This is a genomic window from Methylobacterium sp. TK26, assembly GCF_055361565.1.
Genome location: NZ_CM143965.1, coordinates 3,418,206 through 3,443,361 on the forward strand (window position 1 = coordinate 3,418,206; position 25,156 = coordinate 3,443,361).

Consider the following 25,156-nt stretch of genomic DNA (forward strand, 5'->3'; position numbering starts at 1 on the left):
GGACCTCACTGAATGCGCTTGTCGCTGAGCGACTGGGGCGTGCCGGCGGCGGCCTGTTCGAGGCCGCGCACGATGGCCCGCCGGGCGAGTTCGATCTTGAAGCCGTTCTCGGACTGAGGCTTCGCCTCGGCCACGATCATGTCGGCGACCTTGGCGAAGGTCTCCCGCGTGGCGGGCTTGCCGGCGAGTTCGGCCTCGGCCTGAATGTTGCGCCAGGGCTTGTGGGCGACGCCGCCCAGCGCAAGGCGGGCGGTCTTGATGGTGTCGCCGTCGAGGTCGAGGGCGGCCGCCACCGAGACCAGCGCGAAGGCGTAGGAGAGCCGGTCACGCAGCTTCAGGTAGGTGTAGTTCCGCGAAAAACCCTGCTCCGGCAGATCGACGGCGACGACGATCTCGCCCGGCTTCAGGTTCGTGTCCTTCTGCGGCTCGTTCCCCGGCAGACGGTGGAACTCGGCGAAGGGGATCGACCGCTCGCCGTCCGGCCCGCTCACCTGTACCGTCGCCTCCAGGGCAGAGAGCGCGATGCACATGTCCGACGGGTGCGTGGCGATGCACTGGTCGCTGGTGCCGAAGATCGCGTGGATGCGGTTCACGCCGCCGATCGCCGGACAGCCCGAGCCGGGCTCGCGCTTGTTGCAGGGCGTGCCCGCGTCATAGAAATAGTAGCAGCGGGTGCGCTGGAGCAGGTTGCCGCCGGTCGTCGCCGCGTTGCGCAGCTGCGCCGAGGCGCCGGCCAGGATCGCGTTGCGCAGGAGCGGGTAGCGCTCCGCAACGCGGGAATCGTAGGCGACGTTCGCGTTGGTGGCCAGCGCCCCGAGGCGCAGGCCACCGTTCGCCTCCTCGATGCCCTTGAGGGGCAGGTGAGTGATGTCGATGAGCCGGCCGGGCTTCTCGACCTCATACTTCATCAGGTCGAGGAGGTTGGTGCCGCCGGCGATGAACCGGGCGCCGGCCCCGAAGGCGCCGACCGCCTCCGCCACCGTGCCGGCGCGGACGTATTCGAAGCGGTTCATCGTGCGCCCCCCTGGTGCATCACGTCCTCGATGGCATCGACGATGTTGGTGTAGGCGCCGCAGCGGCAGATGTTGCCGCTCATGGCCTCGCGGATCTCCTCGCGGCTATGGGCGTGCCCTTCTTCCATCATGCCCACCGCCGAGCAGAGCTGGCCGGGGGTGCAGTAGCCGCACTGGAAGGCGTCGTGCTCGATGAAGGCTTCCTGGATCGGGTGCAGGGCGTTGCTGCCCTTGCGCTCGCCGAGGCTCGCCAAACCCTCGACGGTGGTGATCTCGGCGCCGTCCTTCATCACCGCGAGGGTGAGGCAGGAATTCACGCGGGTGCCGTTCACCAGCACGGTGCAGGCGCCGCACTGGCCGTGATCGCAGCCCTTCTTGGTGCCGGTGAGGTCCAGGCGCTCGCGCAGGAGGTCGAGGAGGGTCGTCCAGGGCGTGACCTGCAACTCGCGCCGCTGGCCGTTGATGGTGAGCGTGATGCCGATGGGCGTGTCCGCCGAGACCGGCGGACTCTGTTCAAGCTGCATGGCGTCGTCCGCGAAAAGGGCCGGCGGAGCCGGCGGGAATGACGAAGGTTCGGCGGCGGGGCGCATCGCGATGGCCCGTGCACAACCGGTTCCGTCGATAACCATTCCAAACTGAGCCTGTTCCGAAGAGGGACGCCCTGCGACGGAAGGGCATTGCCGCCCGGCGCCGGCCTCGGCTAACCCTGCGCCTGTCCCCGACACGGCGGAGAGAGCGATGGCCGGACTCGACGCGATCCTGAACGACATCGACGCGGATCTCGACAACGCGCTCGAACGGCTCTTCGCCTTCCTGCGCATCCCCTCGATCTCGACCGACCCGGCCCATGCCGGCCAGTGCCGCGAGGCCGCCCAGTGGCTCGCCACGGACCTGACGGCGCTGGGCTTCGAGACATCGGTGGAGGACACCTCCCTCCACCCGGTGGTGCTGGCCCACAAGCCGAAGCCCGGCGCGCCGCATGTCCTGTTCTACGGCCATTACGACGTGCAGCCGGTCGATCCGCTCGACCTCTGGACGCACCCGCCCTTCGAGCCGCGCCTCACCACCGACGCGGCGGGTCACAAAAGGATCGTCGCCCGGGGCGCCTCGGACGACAAGGGCCAGGTGATGACCTTCGTGGAGGCCTGCCGGGCGCATCTCGCGATGAGCGGCGAACTCCCCTGCGGCGTCACCATCCTGATCGAGGGCGCCGAGGAGAGCGGATCGCAGGGGCTGCCGGAATGGGTCGCGGCCAACCGCGACCGGCTCGGCTGCGACGTGGTCCTCGTCTGCGACACGGGGATGTGGGACCCGAGGACGCCGCAGATCACCTCGTCGCTGCGCGGCCTCTGCTACTTCGAGGTGAAAGTCACCTGCGCCGACCGCGACCTGCATTCCGGCTTCTTCGGCGGCGCCGCCCGCAACCCGATCCACGTCCTGTCGCGCATCGTCGCCGACCTGCACGACGCCGACGGCAGGGTGACGGTCCCCGGCTTCTACGAGGGCGTCCACGAGCGCCCGGCGGACGTCATCGAGCAATGGCGCGGCCTCGGCATGACCGCGGAGACGTTGCTCGGCCCCATCGGCCTGAAGGAGCCGGCCGGCGAGAAGGGCCGCCTGCCCCTGGAACTGGTGCAGTCGCGCCCGGCTTGCGACGTGAACGGCATCTGGGGCGGCTACACCGCCGAGGGCACCAAGACGGTGATCGCCTCCACCGCCTCGGCCAAGGTCTCCTTCCGCCTCGTGGACGACCAGGACCCGGCGGCGCTGGCGAAAAGCTTCGAGGCCTTCGTCCGCGAGCGCGTGCCGGCCGATTGCTCCGTCGAGGTCGTCACCTACAAGGGCTCGCGGGCGATCAGCCTGCCCTTCGACATGCCGGAACTCGCCACCGCCAAGGCGGCCCTCGAGGCCGAGTGGGGCGTGCCGGCGGTGACGGTGGGTGCGGGCGGCTCGATCCCCATCGTCGGCGACTTCAAGCGGCTGCTGGGCAAGGACACGCTGCTCATCGGCTTCGGCCTCGACGACGACCGCATCCACTCGCCGAACGAGAAGTACGACCTCACGAGCTTCCACAAGGGCACACGGTCCTGGGCGCGAATCCTTTCCGCGTTGGGCGAACGGAGCTGAGCGCCCCGTGCCATAGGACACGCCGCCGGCCCGCCCTCCCCGCCCCGGCCGGATGAATCCGCGAAGCGTAGCCGTCTCATCGGACAGGGATGGTGCGCGGAGGCGTGAATGCGAAGTGGTGTGAAGTGGGCCACGGCCCTCGGGCTGGGGCTGGGGCTGGGTGCGGCCCTGGCGGGGGGCGCGGCGCAGGCGGGCTCGGCGGCCCAGCCCGGCCAGACCATCGGCCTGCCCACCGGCGCGCAATTGCCGGTCGGCCTGTATTTCGTGAACCTGTCGAGCTTCGGCGTGCGCGACACCTCACCGGCCTCGTCGGAATCGAACGTCAACCTGCCGACGCTCGCCCTCGCGACGCCCTGGACGGTGCTCGGCGCGCGGGTCCAGTTCTTCTTCACGCAGCCGGTGGTGGCGTCCAGCCCGCGCGGCGGCCCCTACCAGAGCGGCATTGGCCAGCCCTTGCTCGCCGGGCAGCTCGCCTGGGACCTCGGCAACGATTTCGGCGTGAGCTATCTGTTCGGCGGCTACCTGCCGATCGACACCCGCTTCCTCACGCAGGAAGCCTCGCTCTCGCACCGTTTCGCGGCGAGCTACACCGGCAACGGCTTCAACCTGACAGCGAACCTGCTCTACGGCACATTCCTGAACGACCGCTCGCCCTTCGGCGTGCTCTACCCGGACTATTTGAACCTCGACATCACCGCGACGAAGAAGTTCGGCAAGTTCGAGATCGGCCCGGTAGCCTTCGGCTCCACCGACCTGCCGACGAACGTCACCGGCTACCAGCGGCAGGGGCAGATCGCGGTGGGCGCCCTCGTCGGCTACAATTTCGGCCCGGTGAACCTTCAGGCCTACGTCACCCGCGACGTGATCGAGCGCAACTACGGCGGCTACGAGACCCGCGGCTGGCTGCGCGCCATCGTCCCCCTCTACCAGGACAAGAAGGACGTCGCGCCCAACCGCACCCTCGTGACGCGGGAACAGGGCGGATAACCGCCCCTTCCTCAGTCTTCGTCTTCGCTTGCTCCAACAAAAAACCCCCGCGATCCTCGGATCGCGGGGGTTCTTCTGTTCAGGTGCGCTTAGCGGTGGGAGCGGCGGGGCGCGGTGCCCGAGGCCCAGTGCGGGGCGACCACGTCGCCGCGGCTGACCGTGGCGCGGTTCCCGTCGTGGAACATCGGCGCGCCGGCGATCTGGCCCGTGCCCATCCGCTGGGAGTGGAGCGACTTCGGGTTGTGGTAGGGGTCGTTGACGTAGCTGCTCATGTGCCCGCCGCCGGCCGCCTGGCGGCTGCCGTCGCCGCCTTCGGCACGGGCCAGGGACGGCAGGGCCAGAGCGGTGACGGCCAGGCCCAGGATCGCAAAGCGCTTCATCTCAATAACCCCTTCGAGGTGTCTTCGCGCCGGACCCGCTGTCCTGCGCCGATGAGAAGAACATAGCGCCTATTTTCGAATGTATAAGTGCGCATACGCACAGTATATCTAGCTGTAATTTAATCCTTTTATTGTCGTTGCTGGGTGCGCCCACACACATGGAAAAACAACGCGCGGACTAATCCCCCGTCCCGGTCGTCAGGGCCGGGCGATCCGCCGGTCGATCCAGGACCAGAGGGCGCGGATCTCGGAGGCCGCGTAGCCGGCCGGTGCGTGCTCCGTGACGCCCCGGCCCAGGGCGATGGCATCCTGGTGATCGACGCGCTGGAGCATGGCGGGCTCGGCCATCATCCCGAGGCCGGCGAGTTGCCGCGCGTAGAGGCCCGTGCGCGGCGAGGGCGGAGGCGGGCACTGGTTGAGGACGAGGGCGAGGCGGTTGCCGAGGCCCTGCCCGGCCAGGAGTTCGATGGTCGGCAAGGCCGCCATCAGGTCGAGCCGCGAGGGGCGGATCGGGATCAGCACGAGGTCGGCGAGCCGCAGGATCGCCGCGACGCCGCCGATGGAGGAGCCCGGCGTATCGATGATCGCGAGGGTGCGCCCCTGCTCGGCCTGCTCGTCGAGGATCGGCTGGAACTGCGCGAATTCCCAGGGACGCAGCCTGTCGACCACCGGCTCGATTCCGCCCCGGAGGGTGCCCCAGGCGCAGAGCGAGCCCTGCGGGTCGGCGTCGAAGGCGGTCACGCGCTCGCCGGCCTCGATCGCCGCGACGGCGAGGGAGGCGGAGAGCGTGGTCTTGCCGGTGCCGCCCTTCTGGACGGCGACCGCGATCACGCGGGGGCGGGGGCTGGGGCTGGGTTGGGGGCCCGTGCGGCGGGGATCCATCGTGCGATTCCATCCCGGTCACGGACGGGAGCCGCCTGATTCCGGGCGGTGCAGGCTTACGGCAGGCGCGGCCCGCGGCAAACCGCAGGCCGCGCCGCGCCGATGACCGGCGGCGGATCGTGTCAGTGGATGGCGTCGATGATCTTCGCCTTGGGGCTGGCATCGGGCGCGGGCGAGGAGCCGGCGACGAGGGTGCTGCCCGGCTTCGCCACGGTGAGCGCGATGGCGATGAGGGCCAGGATCGCCGCGAGGCCGGCGGGGAACAGGAAGGCCATCTCGCCGAAGCGGTAATCGAGCAGGCCGCCGAGCACGGCGCCGGCGCTGAGGCCCGCCCAGAGCGGCGCCTGGATCCAGAAGGAGGGCGCTACGGTGCCCATCAGCAGGTTGGCGCAGCCCGTGCCGAACCGCACCACGGCGCCGGTCACGTAGGTAAGCGCCAGCGAGCGCCCGCCCTCGTCCTGCAGGGTGGCGTTCTGCAGGCCGAGCGCCAGCACGATCGGGTAGGCGTGGAGCGGGTAGGCGAAGGTGCCCCAGGGCATCAGCAGGCCGGTGGCCAGCAGCGCCGCCTGGATCGTCAGCAGCACCGAGAGCCGCCAGCGGCCCACCACCGCCGCGATCAGCGTGCCGAGGAAGGCGCCGAAGCAGAACACCGCGATGGTGCTCGCCACGCGGGTGACGTTGTCCCAGTCGCCGTTCGCCACCGCCACGCCGAAGCGGGTGGTGTTGCCCGACATGAACGACATGAAGAGCTGCGAGAATTCGAGGAAGCCGATGGAATCGGCGGTCCCGGCGAGCATCGCCAGGGCGATGGCAAAGAACAGGCGGGACCGTGGATCGGCGGGGAACGACTTGTCCTCCGGGGCTCCGGACTTGTCCTTCTCGATCCGCTCGTTGACCATGCGTCACCCCCCGTGACTGAGGCCGCCCCATGGCGGCCGACCATTAATGGACGGCACCGCCCGAGGTTTCATCCAAGCACGGGTTGCAGGGCGGCAATGCGGCCGGGCACCGGCCTTCCCCCCTCGAACCGTACCGTCGCCTCGCGCAGGATCCTCACCGCGAGACCGGCCCCCCCGGCCGCCGCGATCACGTGAGCATCCGCATGGGCGTAGCGTCCGTCCGTGCCAAGGCGCACCGGAGGGTCCGTCTCGCCCTCCGGCGGCGACTGGATCGTGAAGGCCGCCCATCCCCCCGGCCGGAGCACGCGGGCGATGCCGGCGAGGATCGGCGCGAGGTCGGCGCAGTAGATGAACACGTCCGCCGCGAGGCAGAGATCGGCCGATTCCGCCGGCTCGTCGTTCAGGAACGCCCCGAGTTCGGCCGCGACCAGCCTGTCGTAGCAGCCCTTGGCGCGGGCCTGCGCCAGCATGGCGGGCGACAGGTCGACCCCCGTGAGCCGCCCGACCCGGTGGGCGATGGCCGCTCCGGCGAGGCCGGTGCCGCAGCCGAGGTCGAGGGCGGCCTCGAACCGCACCGGCGCGGCGGGCAGTACCTCCGCCACGAGCGCGGGCCCGACATAGCGCAGCCCCTCCACGAGATGGCGCTCGAAGCGCGGCGCGTAGCCGTCGAACAGGGCGCGGACATAGGCGGGGGTGAGGGCGGCCCCCTCCCCCACCCCGAGCCGGGCGAGATGCAGCCCGGCGCCGATCCGATCCTCCGGGTCGAGGCCACGCGCCGTCGCGTAGGCCGCGAGCGCCGCCTCCCGCTCGGCGGGGTCGCGGGTGGCGGCGAACAGCGCCTCCCGCGCCCGCCCGAGGAGCAGCCATGCGGGGGCGTAGCGCGGGGCGATCTCCACCGCCTGGGCGGCGAGGTCGGCGCAGGCGGCCGCATCGCCCTCCGCGAGGCAGGCCTCGGCGTAGCGATAACGGCGGTCGGCAAGGAGATCGCCGGAACTCTGGGGGACGTACATGCGTCGAACAGGGTTTCAAAAGGGCGAGCCCTTTTGCGGGCGCGGGGCGGAGCCCCGCAAGGTGTCTGATCGAGGGTCGATGTCCACACGCGCGAGCGATCTGCTCACCCTCACCCGCGAGGGGCTCTACTGCCCCCTCGGGTCGTTCCACGTCGATCCGACCTGGCCGGTGGCGCGGGCGCTCATCACCCACGGCCATGCCGACCATGCCCGCGCCGGCCACGCCCGCGTGATGGCCACCCCCGAGACCCTGCGGATCATGGCCGTGCGCTACGGCGAGGATTTCTGCGGCTCCTCCCAGGAGGCCAAGCTCGGGGAGACGCTGCGCGTCGGCGACGTCTCCGTGCGCTTCGTGCCGGCGGGGCACGTCCTCGGCTCGGCGCAGATCGTCATCGAGCACGAGGGCGTGCGGGTCGTCGTCTCCGGCGACTACAAGCGCGCCCCGGACCCGACCTGCCTGCCCTTCGAGGTCGTCCCCTGCGACGTGTTCATCACCGAGGCGACCTTCGGCCTGCCGGTCTTCACCCATCCCGACACGCGGGGCGAGGTGCGCAAGCTCATCGCGTCCCAGAGGCTCTTCCCCGAGCGCGCCCACATCGTCGGCGCCTACGCGCTCGGCAAGGCGCAGCGGGTGATGGCGCTCCTGCGCGAGGAGGGCTGGGACGGGCCGATCCATCTCCACGGGGCGATGGAGAAGCTGACCGACCTCTACAAGCGCGAGGGCATTCCCCTCGGCGAGACCCGCAAGGTGGTGGCCGCCGAGCGCAAGGATCTGGCGGGCGCCATCGTGATCTGCCCGCCCTCCTCCATCCAGGACGTGTGGTCGCGCAAGTTTCCCGATCCCGTCACCTGCTTCGCCTCCGGCTGGATGCGGGTGCGCGCCCGCGCCCGGCAGAAGGGCGTGGAACTGCCCCTCGTGATCTCCGACCACGCCGACTGGCCGGACCTGTGCCGCACCATCCGCGAGACCGGGGCCGGCGAGGTCTGGGTGACGCACGGGCAGGAGGACGCCCTGGTCCATTGGTGCGGCAGCGTGGGCATCCGGGCCAAGCCCCTGCATCTCCTCGGCTACGGCGACGACGGCGAGGCCGAGCCCGTGGCGGCCGGCACGGAGGAGGCGGCGTGAACGACTTCGCCCATCTCCTCGACCGCCTCGGCTACGAGCCCCGCCGCAACGCCAAGCTGCGGCTGCTGCAGGATTACTTCGCCCGGACGCCCGACCCGGAGCGCGGCTACGCGCTCGGCGCCATGACCGGCTCCCTGAGCTTCCGCGAGGCCAAGCCGGCCCTGATCCGGGGGCTGGTGGAGGCGCGCATCGACCCGGTGCTGTTCCGCCTGTCGCACAATTACGTCGGCGACCTCGCCGAGACGACGGCGCTGATCTGGCCGGCGCCGGCCGAGGCGAACGAGGCCGGCATCGGCCACAACAACCCCCCTCCCCCGAGCCTCGCGGAGGTGGTGGAGACCCTGGCCACGACGGCCAAGAAGGACCTGCCCGGCCATCTCGCCACCTGGCTCGACGCGCTGGACGAGACCGGACGCTGGGCGCTCCTGAAGCTCGTCACCGGAAACCTCCGGGTCGGCGTCTCGGCGCGGCTCGCCAAGACGGCGGTGGGCGCGCTGGGCGGGCACGAGGCCGACGCCGTCGAGGAGGTGTGGCACGGGCTGGAGCCGCCCTTCGCCAGCCTGTTCGCCTGGGTCGAGGGCCGGGCCGAGCGCCCCGAGACCCTGAACCCGGCCCCCTTCCGGCCGCCGATGCTCTCGCACCCGATCGAGGAGCGGGACGACCTCGACAAGCTCGAACCGGAGGCCTTCTCCGCCGAGTGGAAATGGGACGGCATCCGCGTGCAGCTCGTCGGCGGGCGCGACCGCGAGGGCGTGCAGGTGGGGCGCGTCTATTCCCGCACCGGCGAGGACATCACGCACGCCTTCCCCGACCTCGCGGAGGCGATCACGTTCGAAGGCGCCCTCGACGGCGAGTTGCTGATCCTGCGCGAAGGCCGGGTGCAGAGCTTCAACGTGCTGCAGCAACGGCTCAACCGGAAGTCCGTGACGGGCAAGCTGCTGGAGGAATTCCCGGCGCATGTGCGCGCCTACGACCTGCTCGCGAGCGAGGGCGAGGACCTGCGGTCCGAGCCGTTCTCGGCGAGGCGGGAGCGCCTGGAGGCGGTGATCCGCCGCCTCGACCACGCCCGCATCGACATCTCGCCCCTCGTGCCCTTCGCGGATTGGGACGCGCTGGCCGCCGCCCGCGCCGACCCGGCCTCCGTGGGCGCCGGGGAGGATGCGGACGCGATCGAGGGCGTGATGCTCAAGCGCCGCAACAGCGCCTACCTGCCCGGCCGCCCCAAGGGCCCGTGGTGGAAGTGGAAGCGCGAGCCGCACATCGTGGACGCGGTGATGATGTATGCCCAGCGCGGGCACGGGAAGCGCTCGTCCTTCTACTCGGACTACACGTTCGGCGTGTGGCGCGAGGCGCCGGAGGGCGGCGACGAGCTGGTGCCGGTGGGCAAGGCCTATCACGGCTTCACCGACGCGGAACTCGCCAAGCTCGACCGCTACGTCCGCAACCACACGACCAAGCGCTTCGGCCCGGTGCGGGAGGTCGCCTATGGTCGCGAGGCCGGGCTGGTGCTGGAAATCGCCTTCGAGGGCGTGCAACGCTCTACCCGCCACAAGTCGGGGGTGGCGATGCGCTTTCCCCGCGTCAGCCGCATCCGCTGGGACAAGCCCGCGGCCGAGGCGGACCGGATCGACGTGCTGGAGCGCATCCTCGCCCGGGGCGAGAAGGAGATCGCCCCCGGCGCCAGCCTGCAGGAGGATGCATGAGGAGCGGTCGGTTCGGACGGGTCGAGGCGCTGGCCTCCGGGCCGGTGACGCAGCAGGCGAGCGGCCGGTTCATCGTCGCCACGCCCGGCCAGGGCTTCACCGACATCACCGCCGCCATCGCCGGCTTCGTGCACGAAAGCGGCATCGGGAACGGCCTCGCCAGCGTGTTCTGCCGGCACACCTCGGCCTCCCTCACCATCCAGGAGAACGCCGACCCGGACGTGCAGACCGACCTGCTCACCGCCCTCGACGGCCTCGCCCCCCGGCACGACGCCTATGTCCACGGCGCGGAGGGGCCGGACGACATGCCCGCCCATATCCGCACCATGGTCACGGATTCGGGCCTCGTGGTCCCGGTCGTCGGCGGCCGGCTCGCCCTCGGCACATGGCAGGGAATCTACCTGATCGAGCACCGCGACCGCCCGCACCGCCGGGAGGTGCTGCTGACGGCGATGGGCGGGTAGGCCCGAAACATTCGGGAACATACCCTGCCTTAACGGTCCCGAAACCATAAGGTCGGGGCCGGCACCCGCCCCGATCCGCGCGGGACGTCCGGGCAGGACGACGACGCCATGAGCCTCCTCGACGCGGTCTCGAATTCCACCAGCGGCCTCTCCGCCCAGGCCTTCGCCCTCAACAACATCTCCGGCAACATCGCCAATGCCTCGACGGCGGGGTTCAAGAGCACGGAGACGCATTTCGCCGATCTCCTCGCCGAGACGGAGGCCGGCTCGCAGCCGGCGGGGGGCGTCTCCCTCAGCACCCGATCCAGCCTGCAATTGCAGGGCACCATCGCCTCCACCGGGGTCTCGACGAACCTCGCGATCTCCGGCGACGGCTACTTCATCGTGAAGGCCAACACCGGCTCCACCGCCACGCCGAGCTTCGGCGGCCAGACGGGCTACACCCGCCGGGGCGACTTTGCGGCGGATGCCAACGGCTATCTCGTGAACGGGGCGGGCTTTTACCTGTTCGCCGGCCCCTCGGCGAGCACCCCGGTCCAGGTCGCCACGGGCGGCGCCACGCCGGCGAGCCTCGCGATCTCGCCGGCCGGCTCGATCACCGCCACCAACGCGGACGGCAGCACCAAGAGCCTCGGCACGATGACGCTCGCCCAGTTCGACAGCCCGGAGACCCTCGCCCCCCTCGACGGCGGCACCTACCTCGCCACCGACACTTCGGGCACCCCGAGCTACGGCCTCGCCGGATCGAGCGTCACCGCCGGCTCGATCGAACAGTCGAATGCCAGCATCTCGGACCAGTTCGCCAAGATGATCGAGACGCAGCAGGCCTACAGCGCCAACACCAAGGTGCTGAACGCCGCCAACGAGATGCTGCAGGACGCCCTCACCATGTACGTGTGAGGCGTCTCACAAAAACTTCAGCGGGTCCGTCTCCGGCGGCGCGGGGGCGACGTCGTTGCGGTTCCACCAGCCGCCGCCCAGCGCCACGAACAGGGCCGCCGTGTCGGCATATTGCGTGGCGCGGGCCGAGGCCGAGGTGATCAGCGCCGAGAGATAGCCCTGCTGCGCGATCAGCACCTGCGACGAGTTCACGGCGCCCGCCGTGTATTGCTTGCGGATCAGCTCCAGGCTCTGGCCCGTGGCCTTCTCGGCGGCCTGGGCGGCGGCCACCGCCTTGGCGTCGGCCTGGAGGGCGCGCAGCGCGTCCGCGACGTTCTGGAAGGCGGTGATCACGATCGCCTTGTACTGCGCCTGGGCCTGGTTCAGGCTCTCCTCCGAGGCGCGCTGGCGGCGGAACAGGGTGCCCGCGTCGAAGATCGGCGCCGTCGTCTGGCCGATGATCGTGAAGAAGGCCGCGCCGGGATTCGTCACCGAGGCGAGGCGCACCGCGCTCGACCCGCCCGTCACCCCGATGTTGAATTGCGGCAGGCGGTTGGCCACCGCCACGCCGACATTCGCGGAGGCCTGCTGCACCAGCGCCTCGGCCGCCTTCACGTCCGGCCGCTGCTGCACGAGGCGCGAGGGCAGGCTGACGGGCAGCTTCGTCGGCAGGCGCAGCGACGCCAGGGCGAAAGTCTCCGACACCTCGTCCGAGGGCAGGCGCCCGGCCAGCGCCGTCAGCAGGTCGCGCTGGATCGCGAGCTGCTTCTCCAGGGGCGGGAGCAATTGCTGCGACAGCGCCAGCGCCGCCTGCTGCTGCACCACGTCCGCCCCGGCGATCTGCCCGAGGGACAATTGCTTGTTGTAGAGCCCCAGCACCTCGGTCTGGGCCTGGATCACCTTCTTGGTGGCGTCGATCTGCGCCCGCAGGGACGCCTCCTGGATCGCCGCCGCCACCACGTTGGCCGTCAGGCTGAGATAGGCGGCCTCCAGTTGGAACCGCTGGTTCTCGGCCGTCGCCTCCAGGGATTCGATCTGCCGCCGGTCGGCCCCGAACACGTCGGGGCTGTAGGAGACCACCGCCTGCGGGGTGAAGAGCGAGTAGAGATACCGCGTCTGGTTATTGAGCGGCGATTGCAGTTGCAGGCCCGGCGCCAGGGCTTCCTGCGCCAGGGGCGTGGCGGTGAGGGTCGGGTAGAGGGTGCCCTTCTGGGCCAGCACGTTCTGCTGCGCCACCCGCAACCCGGCCTGGGCGGCCTCCAGGTTCGGGTTGTTGGCGAGGGCCTGCTCCACGAGGCGGTTGAGCGCCTTCGAATGGAACAGGGTCCACCATTGTCCGGGGATGTCGGCGCCGGGGACGAAGCTCTGGTCCGCCGAGCCGCCCTGGCGGGTGCGCAAAGTGTCGGCGGCCGAGGGATTCGCCAGGGGCTCCTTGGTGTAGCGCGTGACCGGCGGCGCCTCGGGGGGGACGAAGTTCGGCCCCACGGCGCAGGCCGACAGCCATGCCGCCGCCAGGGATCCGGCGACGACGCCGCGCGTCGTCCGGGCCGCCGCGACCCGCCCGGCACCGTTCCGGCCCCTCCTCGTCATCATGCCCCCGCCGCGGTCCGACACCCGCTCCGCTCCTCGGGAAAAGGGCCGCCGGGACGGCCGGAGTCAATGCGACCCCCGCCCCGCCGGCCGAGTCGGCCCCGCGCCTGTGGCCCGCCGGCCACGGCGTCGCGCGCAAGGCCCGCCATCACGCCGCCATCCGGTGTTCGCGCAGCGCCCGCGCGTCGGGGTTGGTCTTCCGCCGGGAGAACAGGGAGATCAGGATCGGCACGATCACCAGGATCAGGTTCGGCGCCAGGAGGATGCCGCCGACCACCACGAGGGCGAGCGGCTTCTGCACCTGCGAGCCGATGCCGGTGGAGATCGCCGCCGGCAGCAGGCCGACGCAGGCCGCGACGCAGGTCATCATCACCGGGCGCATGCGCACCACGGCGGCGTTCCAGATCGCCTCCGACCGCTCCCAGCCCTCGTCGAGGAGCTGGTTGTAATAGGCGAGCAGGATCACGCCCTCCATGGTCGAGATGCCGAACAGGGCGATGAAGCCGATCGCCGCCGAGATCGAGAACGGCGTGCCCGTCACGAACAGGGCGAAGATGCCGCCGATCATCGCCATCGGGATCACCGAGAGGGTGAGCAGCATGTCGGTGACGGAGGAGAAGTTCACGAACAGGAGCAGCGCGATCAGCAGCAGGGTGATCGGCACGACGAGGCTGAGCCGCGTCGCCGCCTCGGTGAGGTTCGTGAACTGGCCGACCCATTCCGCGTGGTAGCCGGAGGGCATGTCGACCTCCTGCTCAACCCGGCGCTGCGCTTCGAGCACCGTCGAGCCGAGGTCGCGCCCGCGCACGGAGAACTTCACCGGGATGTAGCGCTCCTGATCCTCGCGGTAGATGAACGAGGCGCCGGAGACGAGATCGACGTCGGCGATCTCGGAGAGGGGCACCTGGATCACCCCGCCATTGGGGTTCTGCGCGCCGACCGAGATGTTGCGGATCGTGGCCAGCGACGAGCGGAACTCCTTGGCGAGCCGCACCCGCATGGGGAAGTGCCGGTCCGAGCCGTATTCGTAGAGGTCGCCCACCGTCTGGCCGCCGACCGCCGCCTGGATCGTGGTGTTCACGTCGCTGATCGAGAGGCCGTAGCGGGCGGCCTTGTGCCGGTCGACGTCGATCCGCACCGTCGGCTGCCCGAGGGATTCGAAGACCGAGAGGTCGGTGATGCCCGGAATCGTGGAGAGCACCGCCTTCACCTGGTTGGCGGTCTTCGTCAGCTGCGCGAGGTCGGTGCCGTAGATCTTGACCGAGTTCTCGCCCTTCACGCCGGAGGCCGCCTCCTGGACGTTGTCCTCGATATACTGGGAGAAGTTGAACTCGATGCCGGGGAACTCCTCGGCCAGCTGGGCGCCGAGGTTGCGGATCAGGGTGTCCTTGTCGAGGCCCTTGCGCCACTGGTCGGCGGGCTTCAGGGGCGCCAGGATCTCGACGTTGAAGAAGCCGGTGGCGTCCGTGCCGTCGTTCGGCCGCCCCTGGTGCGAGATGACCGTCACCACCTCCGGCACGTCCTGGAAGATTTTGCGCAGGCGCTGCACGTAGGCGTTGCCGGCCTCCAGGGAGATCGAGGAGGGCATGGTGCCGCGCACGTAGAGGTTGCCCTCCTCCAGCTTCGGCAGGAACTCCAGGCCGAGATGCCGGGCGGCCAGCCCCGAGCCGAGGAGGACCGCAAGCGTCACGGCGACGGTGATCACCCGGTTGCGCAGGCCGAAGCGCAGGGCGGTCTCGTGCCCGACGCGCAGCACCCGCACGATCAGCGTGTCGCGCTCCTCCACCCGCTTCGGCAGCATCATCGCCGAGAGGGCGGGCGAGACGGTGAAGGTGGCGATCAGGCCGCCGACCAGGGCGTAGGCGTAGGTCTTGGCCATCGGCCCGAAGATGTGGCCCTCGACGCCCGACATGGTGAAGAGCGGCAGGAAGCCGACGATGATGATCGTGGCCGAGAAGAAGATCGCCCGGTTCACCTCCGAGCCGGCGATGGCGATGGTGCCGAGCCGCCCCTTCAGGCCCCCCGGCGCCGGCTGCCCCTCGGAATGCTCGGGCTCGGCGAGATGGCGGAACACGTTCTCGACCATGATCACCGTCGCATCGACGATCAGGCCGAAATCGATGGCGCCGAGCGAGAGGAGGTTCGCGGAATCGCCCCGGATCACGAGGATCAGGATGGCGAAGCCCAGCGCGAAGGGGATCGTCGCCGCCACGATGATCGCGCTCGTCAGCGAGCCGAGGAACAGCCACTGCACCACGAAGACCAGCACCACGCCGAAGACGAGGTTGTGCATCACCGTGTGCGTCGTGGTGTGGATCAGGCCCGAGCGGTCGTAGATCCGCTCGATCTTCACGTCCGGCGGCAGGACGGTGGAGGAATTGATCCGATCGATCTCGGCCTCGACCCGCTCCAGGGTCGGCAGGCTCTCGCCGCCGCGGGTCATCAGCACGATGCCCTCGACCACGTCCGCTTGGTTGTCGTGGCCGACGATGCCGAGGCGTGGGGCGTTCGAGACGCGCACGTCGGCCACGTCCCGCACCAGCACCGGCACGCTGTTGACGAGGCTGATCAGCGTGTCCTTGATGTCGTCCATGTCGCGGATCAGGCCGACGCCGCGCACCACCGCCGATTGCTGGCCGACGTTGAGGGTCTGGCCGCCGACATTGATCGAGGCGTTGTTCAGGGCGTTCGTGAGCTGGACCAGGGTCAGGCCCTGCGCCTGGAGCCGGTTCAGGTCGACGGCGACCTCGAATTCCTTGGCCTTGCCGCCGAAGGCGGTGACGTCCACCACGCCGGGAATCGCCTTGAAGCGGCGCTGCAGCACCCAATCCTGCAGGGTCTTCATGTCCATCGGCGAGTAGCCCGCCGGGCCGACGAGCTTGTAGCGCATGATCTCGCCGACCGGGCTCGTCGGCGAGATCGCCGGCTGGGCGCCGTTCGGCAGTTGCGGCGCCTGCGACAGGCGGTTGAGCACCCGCTGGAGCGCTTCCTCGTAAGTGTAATTGTAGTTGAACTGCACCTTCACGTCGGAAAGGCCGAACAGCGAGATGGTGCGCACCGTGGTCGCGTTGGGGATGCCCGCCAGCGCGACTTCCAGGGGAATGGTGATGTAGCGCTCGATCTCGTCCGCCGACTGGCCGGGATTCTGGGTGATGACGTCGACGAGCGGCGGCACCGGGTCCGGATAGGCCTCGATGTTGAGCTTGGTGTAGGCGGCGTAGCCGATGCCGAGCATCAGCACGAAGAGCAGGCAGACGAGGACGCGCTGCCTCAGCGCGAAGACGATCAGAGCGTTCATCGCGCCGGTCTCACGACGCCTTGTCGCCCGTGGCCGCCCTGTCGATGAACAGGGCGCCGCGGGTCACGATCTGCTCGCCGGCCTGCAGGCCGGAGACCACCTGGGCGTTGTCGCCGTTGATGAGCCCGAGCTGCAGGTCGCGGGCCTCCACCGCGCCGTCCGGCCGCGCCACCCAGACATGGGTGCGCCCGCCCTCGTAGACGACGGCGGAGAGGGGCACGCTCGGGCTCGGCTCGCCCTTGCCGGTGACGATCGTGTAGGTGGCGAACATCTCCGGCCGGAGCAGCCGGTCGGGATTGTCGACCTCGCTGCGCACGGCGAGGCGGCGCGTCGCCGGGTCGAGGCTCGCGGCCATGTAGTTCACCCGCGCCTTGAACACGCGGTTGCCGAACCCCGCCACCTTCGCCTCGACCTCCTGGCCGATGCGGATCTTCGGGATCTCGCTCTCGCGCACGTTGGCGATGAGCCAGACGGTGGAGAGGTCGCCGATCACGAATTGCGGATCGCCGGAGGCATTGATGTACTGGCCGGTGCCGACCTTGCGCTGGACGATGGTGCCGGGGATGGGCGCGCGGATCTTCGTCTCCGGGCTCATCGTGCCGTTCTTCTCGTAGGCCGTGATCTCCGCATCGGTCTTGCCGAGCAGCCGCAGGCGGTTCTTCACCGCGTCGAGGGCGGCCTCGGCGGTCCTCAGGTCGCTCTGCGCCGCGATCACGTCGTTCTGCGCGGATTGGTAATCCTTCAGGGCCACCGCCTTGGCCTGGAACAGCTCCTGCTGCCGGGTGGCGATGGTCTGGTCGAGCTTCAGCAGCGCCTGCTGCTTCTGCAGGGTGTTGAGCGCGGCCTGATAATCGTTCTGCGCCTGGACCATGTCCGTGGCCTCGACCACGAACAGCACGTCCCCGGCCTTCACGTCGTCGCCCGCCCGGACCATCACCTTAGTGACGCGGCCGGAATAGGGGGAGACCACGGGCACGTTGTCGTCGTCGTTGAGGGCGATGCGGCCCTCCGCCGCGCCCTCCGGCCGGAAGACCTGGTTCGCCACGGGCAGGATCTCGAAGGAGGCGCGCTGCTCCATGCTCGGGCGGAACACCCGCTCCACCGGGGCGGCCTTGGTCGCCTCGATCCCGGCATCCTGGTCGTCCGAGGCGAACAGCCCCTTGGCCGCCGCCATCGCCCGCTCGCCGAGTTCGTGCGCCTCGTGCGGGCGCAGGGCCGCGAAGGCGCCGAGGCCGCCCAGGACGACGAGCAGGACGAGGAAGACGGAGCCCCGCCGCCGCCGAGCGGGCCGCGTCGGGGAGAGGCCTGCCTGATCCGGGTGGAGGGGGTTGCGGGCGTCCATGGGCGTCGTTTCAGCCGGGCGGTGAGAAATCAGCCGCGATTCGCGCCTGCCTTGGGAGCAAGCGTTGAACCGGAGGTTGGCGCTTTTCCAAGGCAATGACGCGAAAGCACTCGCGCCACCGTCTCGGCACGGGGGTTAGAACCTCGGCCGCCGCGCGGCAAACGACGGTTTCGTGAGGGGCTGCCTCCGTCTGTGATCGACCCGCATGACGGACCTGTGACGGGCTGGGGACGGGGGCCCTTCCGTTGGCGGGGTCGCGTGACAATGTTACAGCGACAACCCCGACGACCCTTCGCGAACACGGCAGGCCGCTATGGCACATTCCCCCCAGACGGACGGCAAGATCCCGGTCACGGTGCTCACCGGCTATCTCGGCGCGGGCAAGACGACCCTGCTCAACCGCATCCTCACCGAGAATCACGGGCGCCGCTACGCGGTCATCGTCAACGAATTCGGCGAGATCGGCATCGACAACGACCTCGTCGTCGGCGCGGACGAGGAAGTGTTCGAGATGAACAACGGCTGCATCTGCTGCACCGTGCGCGGCGACCTGATTCGCATCATGGACGGGCTGGTGAAGCGCCGGGGCAAGTTCGACGCGATCATCGTGGAGACCACGGGCCTCGCCGACCCGGCCCCCGTGGCCCAGACCTTCTTCGTGGACCAGGATGTCGGCGACGCCGCCCGCCTCGATGCGGTGGTGACGGTGGCCGACGCCAAGTGGCTCACCGACCGCCTGAAGGACGCCCCCGAGGCGAAGAACCAGATCGCCTTCGCGGACGTGATCCTGCTCAACAAGGCCGATCTCGTCTCGCCCGCCGACCTCGACCGGGTGGAGGGCGAGATCCGCGCCATCAACCCCCTGGCGCAATTGCACCGCACGACGAACTGCGCGGTGCCCCTCGACGCGGTTCTGGAGCGCAACGCCTTCGACCTCGACCGCATCCTCGACGTGGAGCCCGACTTCCTGGAGGAGAGCCACCACCATCACCACGATTCGGAGATCCACTCGATCTCCGCGAAGATCGAGGGCGAGGTGGACCCGGAGAGGTTCATGCCGTGGATCTCGAACCTCACGCAGGTCCAGGGCCCGGACATCCTGCGCTGCAAGGGCATCGTCGCCTTCCCGAACGAGCCGAAGCGCTTCGTCTTCCAGGGCGTGCACATGATCCTCGACGGGGACGTGCAGGGCGATTGGGGGAAGGACGAGAAGCGCGTCAGCCGCGTGGTCTTCATCGGCCGCAACCTCGACGAGGCGACGATCCGCGAGGGCTTCGAGGAGTGCCGGGCCTGAGGCCCTACACCACCACGGTGATCGCCTGCGCCGCCCGCGTCAGCCCGGTGTAGAGCCACCGGGCCCGGTGCTCGCGGAAGGCGTAGGATTCGTCGAACAACGTCACCTTGTCCCACTGTGACCCTTGCGCCTTGTGCACGGTGAGCGCGTAGCCGTAGGTGAACTCGTCGGTCTCCCGGCGCTGATAGAGGGGGATCTCCTCGTCGGTGCCGGCGATCATCGCCCGCAGCACCTTGATGTCGGTGGGGCGGCGGCGCAGCGCCGGGTCGTCCTCCGGCACGATGTCGAGGCGGACCATGTCCGGCCGGGGCGGCGCGCGGAGCGCATGCACCGTCCAGGTCGAGCCGTTGAGCAGGCCCTTCACCCGGTCGTTGCGCAGGCAGACCAGCTTCTCCCCCACCGCCGGCATCGGATCGGTGTGGCCGGCGATCTCCCGCAGGCGGTTGTTGTAGAGCCGGCGCGTCTTGTTGAGCCCGACCAGCACCTGATCGCACTCCATGACCTGCGCCGGGTCGAGGTCCCGGCGGGAGACGACGCGGCTCGCCCCGAACTCCCCGCGCTCCAGGCGGCCGCCCTCGCGCACGGTCATGGCCATGCGCACGATCGGATCGTCCTTGGCCTGCCGGTGGACATCGGTGAGCATCACGTCGGGCTCGGCCTCGGTGAAGAAGCCGCCGCCGCGCACCGGCGGCAACTGGGCCGGATCGCCCAGGACCAGCACCGGCTTGTCGAAGGACAGGAGGTCGTTGCCGAGGTCGGAATCGACCATCGAGCATTCGTCGATGACGATGAGGTCCGCCTTGGCCACCGGGCCGGAGCGGTTGAGGGTGAAGGTCGGGCCGCCGCCCTCCTCCGCCTCCTTGGTGCGGTAGATCAGCGAGTGGATCGTCGCCGCGTCGTGGCAGCCCTTCTGGCGCATCACCGAGGCGGCCTTGCCCGTGAAGGCGCCGAACACCACCGACCCGTCGACATCCTCCGCGATGCGGCGGGCGAGCGTCGTCTTGCCGGTGCCGGCATAGCCGAACAGGCGGAACACCTGCGCGCCGCCGTCGCGGCGCCACGCATCGATCGCCTTCAGGGCCGCATCCTGCTGCGGCGCGTAGGCATCGGTCATCGCGGGCGCGACCTCACGGCCAGCGCACGGTCGGCGGCATGGAGGACAGGATGGAGGCGACGTTGCCGCCGGTCTTCAGCCCGAAGATCGTGCCCCGGTCGTAGAGCAGGTTGAACTCCACGTAGCGCCCGCGCCGCACCTGCTGCTCGGTGCGGTCCTCCTCCGTCCAGGCCCTGCGCATGTTCTCGCGCATGATCGGCGGATAGGCGTCGAGGAAGGCGAGGCCCACCGATTTGGTGAAGGCGAGGTCCGCCTGCGGCTCCTCGCTCCAGCGGTAATCGTAGAAGATGCCGCCGATGCCCCGGGGCTCGTTCCGGTGCTTCAGGTGGAAATACTCGTCGCACCACGCCTTGTAGGCCGCGTGATCCACCCCGTGGGCCTCGCAGGCCTTCTGCAGGCAGGCATGGAAGTGGCGGCTGTCCGGGTCTTCCTGGTTGCGCCGCCGCTCCAGCACGGGGGTCAGGTCGGCGCCGCCGCCGAACCACGCCTTGGTCGTGGCCACGAACCGCGTGTTCATGTGCACGGTGGGCGCGTGCGGGTTCCAGGGATGGGCGATCAGCGAGATGCCGGTCGCGAAGAAGCGCGGATCCTCCGCCGCGCCGGGCATCTGAGCCCGGAACTCGGGGGCGAATTCGCCATGCACGGTCGAGATGTGGACGCCGGCCTTCTCGAAGGCCCGGCCCCTGAGCATCGCCATCACCCCGCCGCCGCCCGGCACGCCGCTGTGGTCGGTGCGCTCCCAGGGGGTCAGGACGAAGCGGCCGGGCTCGCGCGGGGCGTCCGGGTGGAGGGGCCCCTCCGCCTCGTCCTCGATCGCCTCGAAGGCGGCCACGATCCGGTCCCGCAGGGTGGCGAACCACGACGCGGCCTCCGCCTTCATGGCGGCGACGTCGGCCTCCTTGACCGGCAGGCCTAGGGCGGCGCGGGGATCGGCGGGCATGCTCATGCCCATGGCTTTCCCACCCCGCCAAGCGAGCGTCAATCGGCGGGCGTCAATCGGGGGGCGTCAATCGGGGGCGGCGTCCCGCCGGGGCGTGTATAAGGGCCTCCCCGCGGGGCCCGGTCCCCGCCTCCCGAAACCCCGCCCGCTCCATGACCGCCCGTCAGGCCGTCTTCACCGTGTCCCGTGGCGTGCCGTTCCTGCCGGCCATGGCCGACGCCCTTCTCGACGGGCGCCTCGTCGGGCCGGTGGCGCGGGACCCGCTGGCCCTGGCCTCCGTCTCCGTCTACCTGCCGACCCGCCGGGCGGCCCGCGCCCTGTCGGCGATCCTGGCCGCGCGCCTGGGCGACGCGGCCCTGCTGCCGCGCACCGTGCCGCTGGGCGAGGCGGACGAGGCCGAACTCGACCTCGCCGCCGACCCGCTCCTCGGCGCCGCCCCGGCCCGGCCGCCCATCGCGCCACTGGAACGGCGGCTGATCCTCGCCCGCCTCGTCCGCGCCTGGGCGCAGACGGTCGACCGCTCGCTCCTGCCCCTGCAGGACGAGGTGCCGTTCCTCGTGCCCTCCTCCCCCGCCGACGCGGTGGGGCTGGCGGGCGACCTCGAAGGGCTGATGGACGCGCTCACCGTCGAGGGCCTGCCCTGGTCGGAGATCGCCGGGGCGGTGGAGGCGGAGTATTCCCGCTATTTCGGCCTGACCCTCGACTTCGTGAAGATCGCCGCCGAGAACTGGCCGAAGCTCCTCGACGCGCGCGAACTCGCCGACCCCGTCGCCCGCGCCCGCTCCCTGATCCTCGCGGAGGGCGAACGCCTCGCCAAGGCGCCGGACGATCCGGTGATCGTCGCGGGCTCCCTCGGCTCGGTGCCCGCCACCGCCAAGCTCATCACCGCCGTGGCGAGGCTGCCGCGCGGCGCGGTGGTGCTGCCGGGGCTCGATCTCGACCTCGACGAGGCCGGCTGGGACGGGATCGAGACCGGCGAGGGCTTCAGCCGCACCATCGCCCACGGCCATCCGCAGGCGATCCTGCACCGGCTGCTCGGGCCGGGCGGCCTCGCCATGAACCGGACGGAGATCGTCGCGCTCGGCACCCCCGACGCCGCCGGGACGGCCCGCGCCCGGATGCTGTCCCAGGCGCTCCGGCCCGCCGACACCACCGATGCGTGGTCGACCCTCGACCCCGCCGAGCGCCAGGCCACCGCGCGGCTCGGCCTCGACGGGCTCGCCCTGGTGGAGGCCGCCGACGAGCGCGAGGAGGCGCTGGTCGCCGCGCTGGCGCTGCGCGAGACCCTGGAGACGCCCGGCGCGACGGCCTTCCTCGTCACCCCCGACCGGGGGCTCGCGGGCCGGGTCGCCGTCGAGCTGCTGCGCTGGGGGATCGTCGCGGAGGATTCCGCCGGGCTGGCCCTGGCCGCCGCCCCGGCCGGGCGCCTCGCCCGCCTCGCGGCGGAATTCGCCGCCGACCTCGCCCGCCAGCAGGCCGACAGCCTCCCCGCCCGGCTCATCGCCCTGCTGTCGCACCCGATGGTGCGCCTCGGCCTCGGCCGCGAGGATCTGGTGCGCGGTGCCGCCGCCCTGGAGATCGGCCTGCTGCGCGGCCCCGCCCCCGCCCCGACCCTGGCGGGCCTGCGCCGGGCGCTCGCCGCGCGGCGGACGGGGGAGGACCCGGACCGCCGCCCGCCCCGGGCCGAGCGGCGCCTGACGGAGATCGATTGGGAGCTGGCCGCCTCGATCCTCGACCAACTGGACCTCGCCTTCGCCGAGTTTCCCGGCCCGGAGGGCGCGGGGGCGTGCGACCTCGTCGCCGTGGCCGCCGGGCACCGCACCGCCTGCGAGGCCCTGCTCGCCGGCCCGGAGGGCGCAGAGGAGGCGGAGGCCGAGGCCTCGCTCGCCTGCCTCGACACCCTGTTCGACGACCTCGACATGGCCGAGCCCGGCGGGATGGAGGGCGACTTCGCCGACTATCCAAGCTTCTTCACCACCCTGACGCGGGAGCGGAAGGTCGGCTGCGCCGGGCCCTCGCCGCATCCGCGCCTGCGTATCCTCGGGCTGATCGAGGCCCGCCTGCTCCAGGCCGACCGCATCGTGGTCGGCGGCCTGGACGAGGGCGTCTGGCCGGTGCGCACCGTGACCGACGCCTTCCTCAACCGCCCGATGCGCGAGCGGATCGGCCTCGACCCGCCGGAGCGGCGGATCGGCCAGATGGCCCACGATTTCACCGAGGCCCTGGGCTGCCACGACGTGGTGATCACCCGCGCCCTCAAGCGCGACGGTTCGCCCACCGTCCCCTCGCGGCTGATCCAGCGGATGCGCGCCTTCGCGGGCGAGGAGGCCTGGGGCACGGCGCTGAACGCCGGGCGGCGCCTGTCGGGGCTCGCCGCCGCCCTCGATGCCGCGCCGGCCCAGCCGCGCCTGAAGCGCCCCGCGCCCAAGCCCGACCCGGCCCTGTTCCCGCGCAGCCTCAGCGTCACCGAGATCGAGACCCTGGTGCGCGACCCCTACGCGATCTTCGCGCGGCACGTCCTCGGCCTCGATCCGCTGGAACCGCTGGCCGCGCTTCCCGGCGCGGGCGAGCGCGGCACCCTGGTCCACCGCATCTTTTCGGAGTTCGCCACCGCGTATCCGCAGGCGCTGCCCCGCCAAGCGGATGAACGGCTCTACCAGATCGCGGCGGATGCGTTCTCCCGGATCAATGACGCCTATCCGAGCCTCTACGCGGAATGGTGGCCGCGCTACGCCCGCATGGCCCTGTCCTACCTGCCCTGGGAGACCGAGCGGCGGCCGGGCCTCACCCGCGTCCATGCCGAGATGTTCGGCCGCTGGACCATTCCGCTGGGCCGCGAGACCTTCACCCTGCGGGCCCGCGCCGACCGGATCGAGCTCCGGCCGGACGGCACCGCCTGCATCGTGGACTTCAAGACCGGCACCGTGCCGAGCGCGAAGGAGATCTTCACCGGCTTCTCGCCGCAGCTGACGCTGGAGGCGGCGATGCTGATGCACGGCGCGTTCAAGGACCTGCCGCGCACCGCGCAGACGCCGGACCTGCTCTACGTCCACGCCTCGGGCGGGCGGAAGGCCTTCGTGCCGATCCCCGTGAAGCCGCCGCGCGGCGACGAGCGCAGCGTCGAGGCGATCGTCGCCGAGCACACGCAGCGCCTGCGCGGCCTGATCGCCCGCTTCCTCACCGGGGAGGCGGCCTTCACCGCCCGCCCCTACCCGCAATACGCCAAGGGCACGGGGGCCTACGACCACCTCGCGCGGGTCAAGGAATGGTCGCTGGGCGGCGAGGGCGGCGAGGAGGAGTAGGGCCTCTAAAGGGCGCCGGGCCGCTTCAGCTCGATCTCGATGAAGGCGATCGGATGATCCGCGCCGTTCATCACATCGTGCCGGATGCCGGCCGGGCGGGTGTAGGTGTCCCCGGCCTTCAGGGCGGTCTCGCTCACCGCCTGCCCGTCATGGACCCGCAGGATGCCGTCGGCGAGCATCACCACGACATAGGGCCAGCCGTGCTCGTGCCAGCCGGTGACGGCGCCGGGCGGGAAATCCCAGCGCGTGACGCGCACGGAGGCGTCGTCCTGCTGCACGGTCGGCACGGCAGGGATCGTGCAGGCGAAGCCCGGCATCAATGGCAGCCGCAGGAGCCCGAGCCGCAGCCGCCGGACTTGGCGGGTGCCACCGTGTCGCGGTCGAGCCCCCGCTCGGCGAGTTCGCCGAGATAGGTCTCCCACCGCCGCACGTAGTTGCGGCCGAGTTCGTGCAGATAGCCCCAGCCGTAGAGGCCGGTGTCATGCATGTCGTCGAAGGTGAGCTTCACCGCGTAGTTGCCGACCGGCTCCACGCCGAGGATCGCGACGTTGCGCTTGCCGCCGAGCACCTTCCGCTCGGCGGGGGAATGGCCCTGCACCTCGGCGGACGGACTCGACACCCGCAGGTATTCGGCCGGCAGGGCGAAGCGCGTGCCGTCCTCGAAGGCGACGTTGAGGATCCGCTTGTCCGGGGACAGGCGAAGCTCGGTCGGCCAGAAATCCTGGCCTTGGTCCTGGGTCTGGACAGGGGTCACGGGTCACACCGTTGCGGCAATCGGGGGTTGCGCTCACTGGGCACGCTTGCCC

21 protein-coding genes are annotated in these 25,156 nt (G+C 70.7%); 8 read left to right on the forward strand and 13 right to left on the reverse strand.

Annotated features, from left to right (window positions below):
* Window positions 1–5: 5 nt before the first annotated feature.
* The gene (locus ACXJ1Y_RS16575; protein WP_463847272.1) at window positions 6–1,013 is read right to left on the reverse strand and encodes an FAD binding domain-containing protein; all 1,008 of its coding nucleotides are present in this window, start codon (window positions 1,011–1,013) and stop codon (window positions 6–8) included.
* On the reverse strand, window positions 1,010–1,537 hold the full coding sequence (locus ACXJ1Y_RS16580; RefSeq protein WP_243956060.1) for a (2Fe-2S)-binding protein: 528 nt from the start codon (window positions 1,535–1,537) through the stop codon (window positions 1,010–1,012). The genes ACXJ1Y_RS16575 and ACXJ1Y_RS16580 overlap by 4 nt, the downstream gene beginning before the upstream one ends.
* A 214-nt stretch (window positions 1,538–1,751) precedes the next feature.
* Between ACXJ1Y_RS16580 and ACXJ1Y_RS16585 the strand changes: the two genes are divergently transcribed.
* Window positions 1,752–3,140, forward strand: a complete 1,389-nt coding sequence (locus ACXJ1Y_RS16585; protein ID WP_463847273.1) for a M20/M25/M40 family metallo-hydrolase — start codon at window positions 1,752–1,754, stop codon at window positions 3,138–3,140.
* 108 nt (window positions 3,141–3,248) lie between these two features.
* Complete coding sequence (locus ACXJ1Y_RS16590; protein WP_463847274.1) at window positions 3,249–4,127, forward strand: transporter; 879 nt, start codon at window positions 3,249–3,251, stop codon at window positions 4,125–4,127.
* A gap of 89 nt (window positions 4,128–4,216) precedes the next feature.
* Here the strand turns inward: ACXJ1Y_RS16590 and ACXJ1Y_RS16595 are convergent, their stop codons facing one another.
* The 4 genes from ACXJ1Y_RS16595 to ACXJ1Y_RS16610 all read right to left on the reverse strand — a co-directional run bounded on the left by ACXJ1Y_RS16595 (window position 4,217) and on the right by ACXJ1Y_RS16610 (window position 7,298).
* Window positions 4,217–4,507 (reverse strand): hypothetical protein, encoded by a 291-nt coding sequence (locus ACXJ1Y_RS16595; RefSeq protein ID WP_463847275.1) that lies wholly within the window; start codon window positions 4,505–4,507, stop codon window positions 4,217–4,219.
* Window positions 4,508–4,705: 198 nt separating this feature from the next.
* Window positions 4,706–5,389, reverse strand: a complete 684-nt coding sequence (locus ACXJ1Y_RS16600; RefSeq protein ID WP_463847276.1) for a nucleotide-binding protein — start codon at window positions 5,387–5,389, stop codon at window positions 4,706–4,708.
* Window positions 5,390–5,511: 122 nt separating this feature from the next.
* On the reverse strand, window positions 5,512–6,288 hold the full coding sequence (locus ACXJ1Y_RS16605) for a YoaK family protein (protein WP_463847277.1): 777 nt from the start codon (window positions 6,286–6,288) through the stop codon (window positions 5,512–5,514).
* Window positions 6,289–6,356: 68 nt separating this feature from the next.
* On the reverse strand, window positions 6,357–7,298 hold the full coding sequence (locus tag ACXJ1Y_RS16610) for a class I SAM-dependent DNA methyltransferase (protein WP_463847278.1): 942 nt from the start codon (window positions 7,296–7,298) through the stop codon (window positions 6,357–6,359).
* A 79-nt stretch (window positions 7,299–7,377) separates the two neighbouring features.
* Between ACXJ1Y_RS16610 and ACXJ1Y_RS16615 the strand changes: the two genes are divergently transcribed.
* The 4 genes from ACXJ1Y_RS16615 (at window position 7,378) to ACXJ1Y_RS16630 (ending at window position 11,491) form a co-directional block, all read left to right on the forward strand.
* Complete coding sequence (locus ACXJ1Y_RS16615; RefSeq protein WP_463847279.1) at window positions 7,378–8,424, forward strand: ligase-associated DNA damage response exonuclease; 1,047 nt, start codon at window positions 7,378–7,380, stop codon at window positions 8,422–8,424.
* A complete protein-coding gene (locus tag ACXJ1Y_RS16620) occupies window positions 8,421–10,127 on the forward strand; it encodes a cisplatin damage response ATP-dependent DNA ligase (protein ID WP_463847280.1) in 1,707 nt (568 codons plus the stop codon). Before ACXJ1Y_RS16615 ends, ACXJ1Y_RS16620 begins: the two co-directional genes overlap by 4 nt.
* Entirely contained in the window at window positions 10,124–10,591 is a 468-nt protein-coding gene (locus tag ACXJ1Y_RS16625) for a secondary thiamine-phosphate synthase enzyme YjbQ (protein ID WP_463847281.1), read from the forward strand. Before ACXJ1Y_RS16620 ends, ACXJ1Y_RS16625 begins: the two co-directional genes overlap by 4 nt.
* Before the next feature lie 108 nt (window positions 10,592–10,699).
* The gene (locus ACXJ1Y_RS16630) at window positions 10,700–11,491 is read left to right on the forward strand and encodes a flagellar hook basal-body protein (RefSeq protein ID WP_463847282.1); all 792 of its coding nucleotides are present in this window, start codon (window positions 10,700–10,702) and stop codon (window positions 11,489–11,491) included.
* A 6-nt stretch (window positions 11,492–11,497) separates the two neighbouring features.
* Here ACXJ1Y_RS16630 and ACXJ1Y_RS16635 read toward each other — a convergent pair whose 3' ends face one another.
* The 3 genes from ACXJ1Y_RS16635 to ACXJ1Y_RS16645 form a co-directional block, all read right to left on the reverse strand.
* Window positions 11,498–13,063, reverse strand: a complete 1,566-nt coding sequence (locus ACXJ1Y_RS16635) for an efflux transporter outer membrane subunit (RefSeq protein WP_463847283.1) — start codon at window positions 13,061–13,063, stop codon at window positions 11,498–11,500.
* A gap of 145 nt (window positions 13,064–13,208) precedes the next feature.
* Window positions 13,209–16,358, reverse strand: coding sequence for an efflux RND transporter permease subunit (locus tag ACXJ1Y_RS16640; RefSeq protein ID WP_463847284.1), 3,150 nt, complete (start codon window positions 16,356–16,358; stop codon window positions 13,209–13,211).
* Window positions 16,359–16,368: 10 nt separating this feature from the next.
* Window positions 16,369–17,700 (reverse strand): efflux RND transporter periplasmic adaptor subunit, encoded by a 1,332-nt coding sequence (locus ACXJ1Y_RS16645; RefSeq protein ID WP_463847285.1) that lies wholly within the window; start codon window positions 17,698–17,700, stop codon window positions 16,369–16,371.
* A 313-nt stretch (window positions 17,701–18,013) separates the two neighbouring features.
* Between ACXJ1Y_RS16645 and ACXJ1Y_RS16650 the strand changes: the two genes are divergently transcribed.
* Window positions 18,014–18,994 (forward strand): CobW family GTP-binding protein, encoded by a 981-nt coding sequence (locus ACXJ1Y_RS16650; RefSeq protein WP_463847286.1) that lies wholly within the window; start codon window positions 18,014–18,016, stop codon window positions 18,992–18,994.
* A gap of 4 nt (window positions 18,995–18,998) precedes the next feature.
* Here ACXJ1Y_RS16650 and ACXJ1Y_RS16655 read toward each other — a convergent pair whose 3' ends face one another.
* The gene (locus ACXJ1Y_RS16655) at window positions 18,999–20,108 is read right to left on the reverse strand and encodes an ATP-dependent DNA helicase (RefSeq protein ID WP_342162182.1); all 1,110 of its coding nucleotides are present in this window, start codon (window positions 20,106–20,108) and stop codon (window positions 18,999–19,001) included.
* 13 nt (window positions 20,109–20,121) lie between these two features.
* Window positions 20,122–21,054, reverse strand: a complete 933-nt coding sequence (gene hemF / locus ACXJ1Y_RS16660) for an oxygen-dependent coproporphyrinogen oxidase (protein ID WP_463847287.1) — start codon at window positions 21,052–21,054, stop codon at window positions 20,122–20,124.
* Between the two features lie 146 nt (window positions 21,055–21,200).
* Here hemF and addB point away from each other — a divergent pair, with 146 nt between their 5' ends.
* Window positions 21,201–24,350, forward strand: a complete 3,150-nt coding sequence (gene addB / locus ACXJ1Y_RS16665) for a double-strand break repair protein AddB (protein ID WP_463847288.1) — start codon at window positions 21,201–21,203, stop codon at window positions 24,348–24,350.
* 5 nt (window positions 24,351–24,355) lie between these two features.
* Here the strand turns inward: addB and ACXJ1Y_RS16670 are convergent, their stop codons facing one another.
* On the reverse strand, window positions 24,356–24,667 hold the full coding sequence (locus ACXJ1Y_RS16670; protein WP_463847289.1) for a cupin domain-containing protein: 312 nt from the start codon (window positions 24,665–24,667) through the stop codon (window positions 24,356–24,358).
* Window positions 24,667–25,104: a gamma-butyrobetaine hydroxylase family protein gene (locus tag ACXJ1Y_RS16675; RefSeq protein WP_463847290.1), complete on the reverse strand. Its 438-nt coding sequence runs from the start codon at window positions 25,102–25,104 to the stop codon at window positions 24,667–24,669. Before ACXJ1Y_RS16675 ends, ACXJ1Y_RS16670 begins: the two co-directional genes overlap by 1 nt.
* Window positions 25,105–25,156 lie beyond the last annotated feature (52 nt).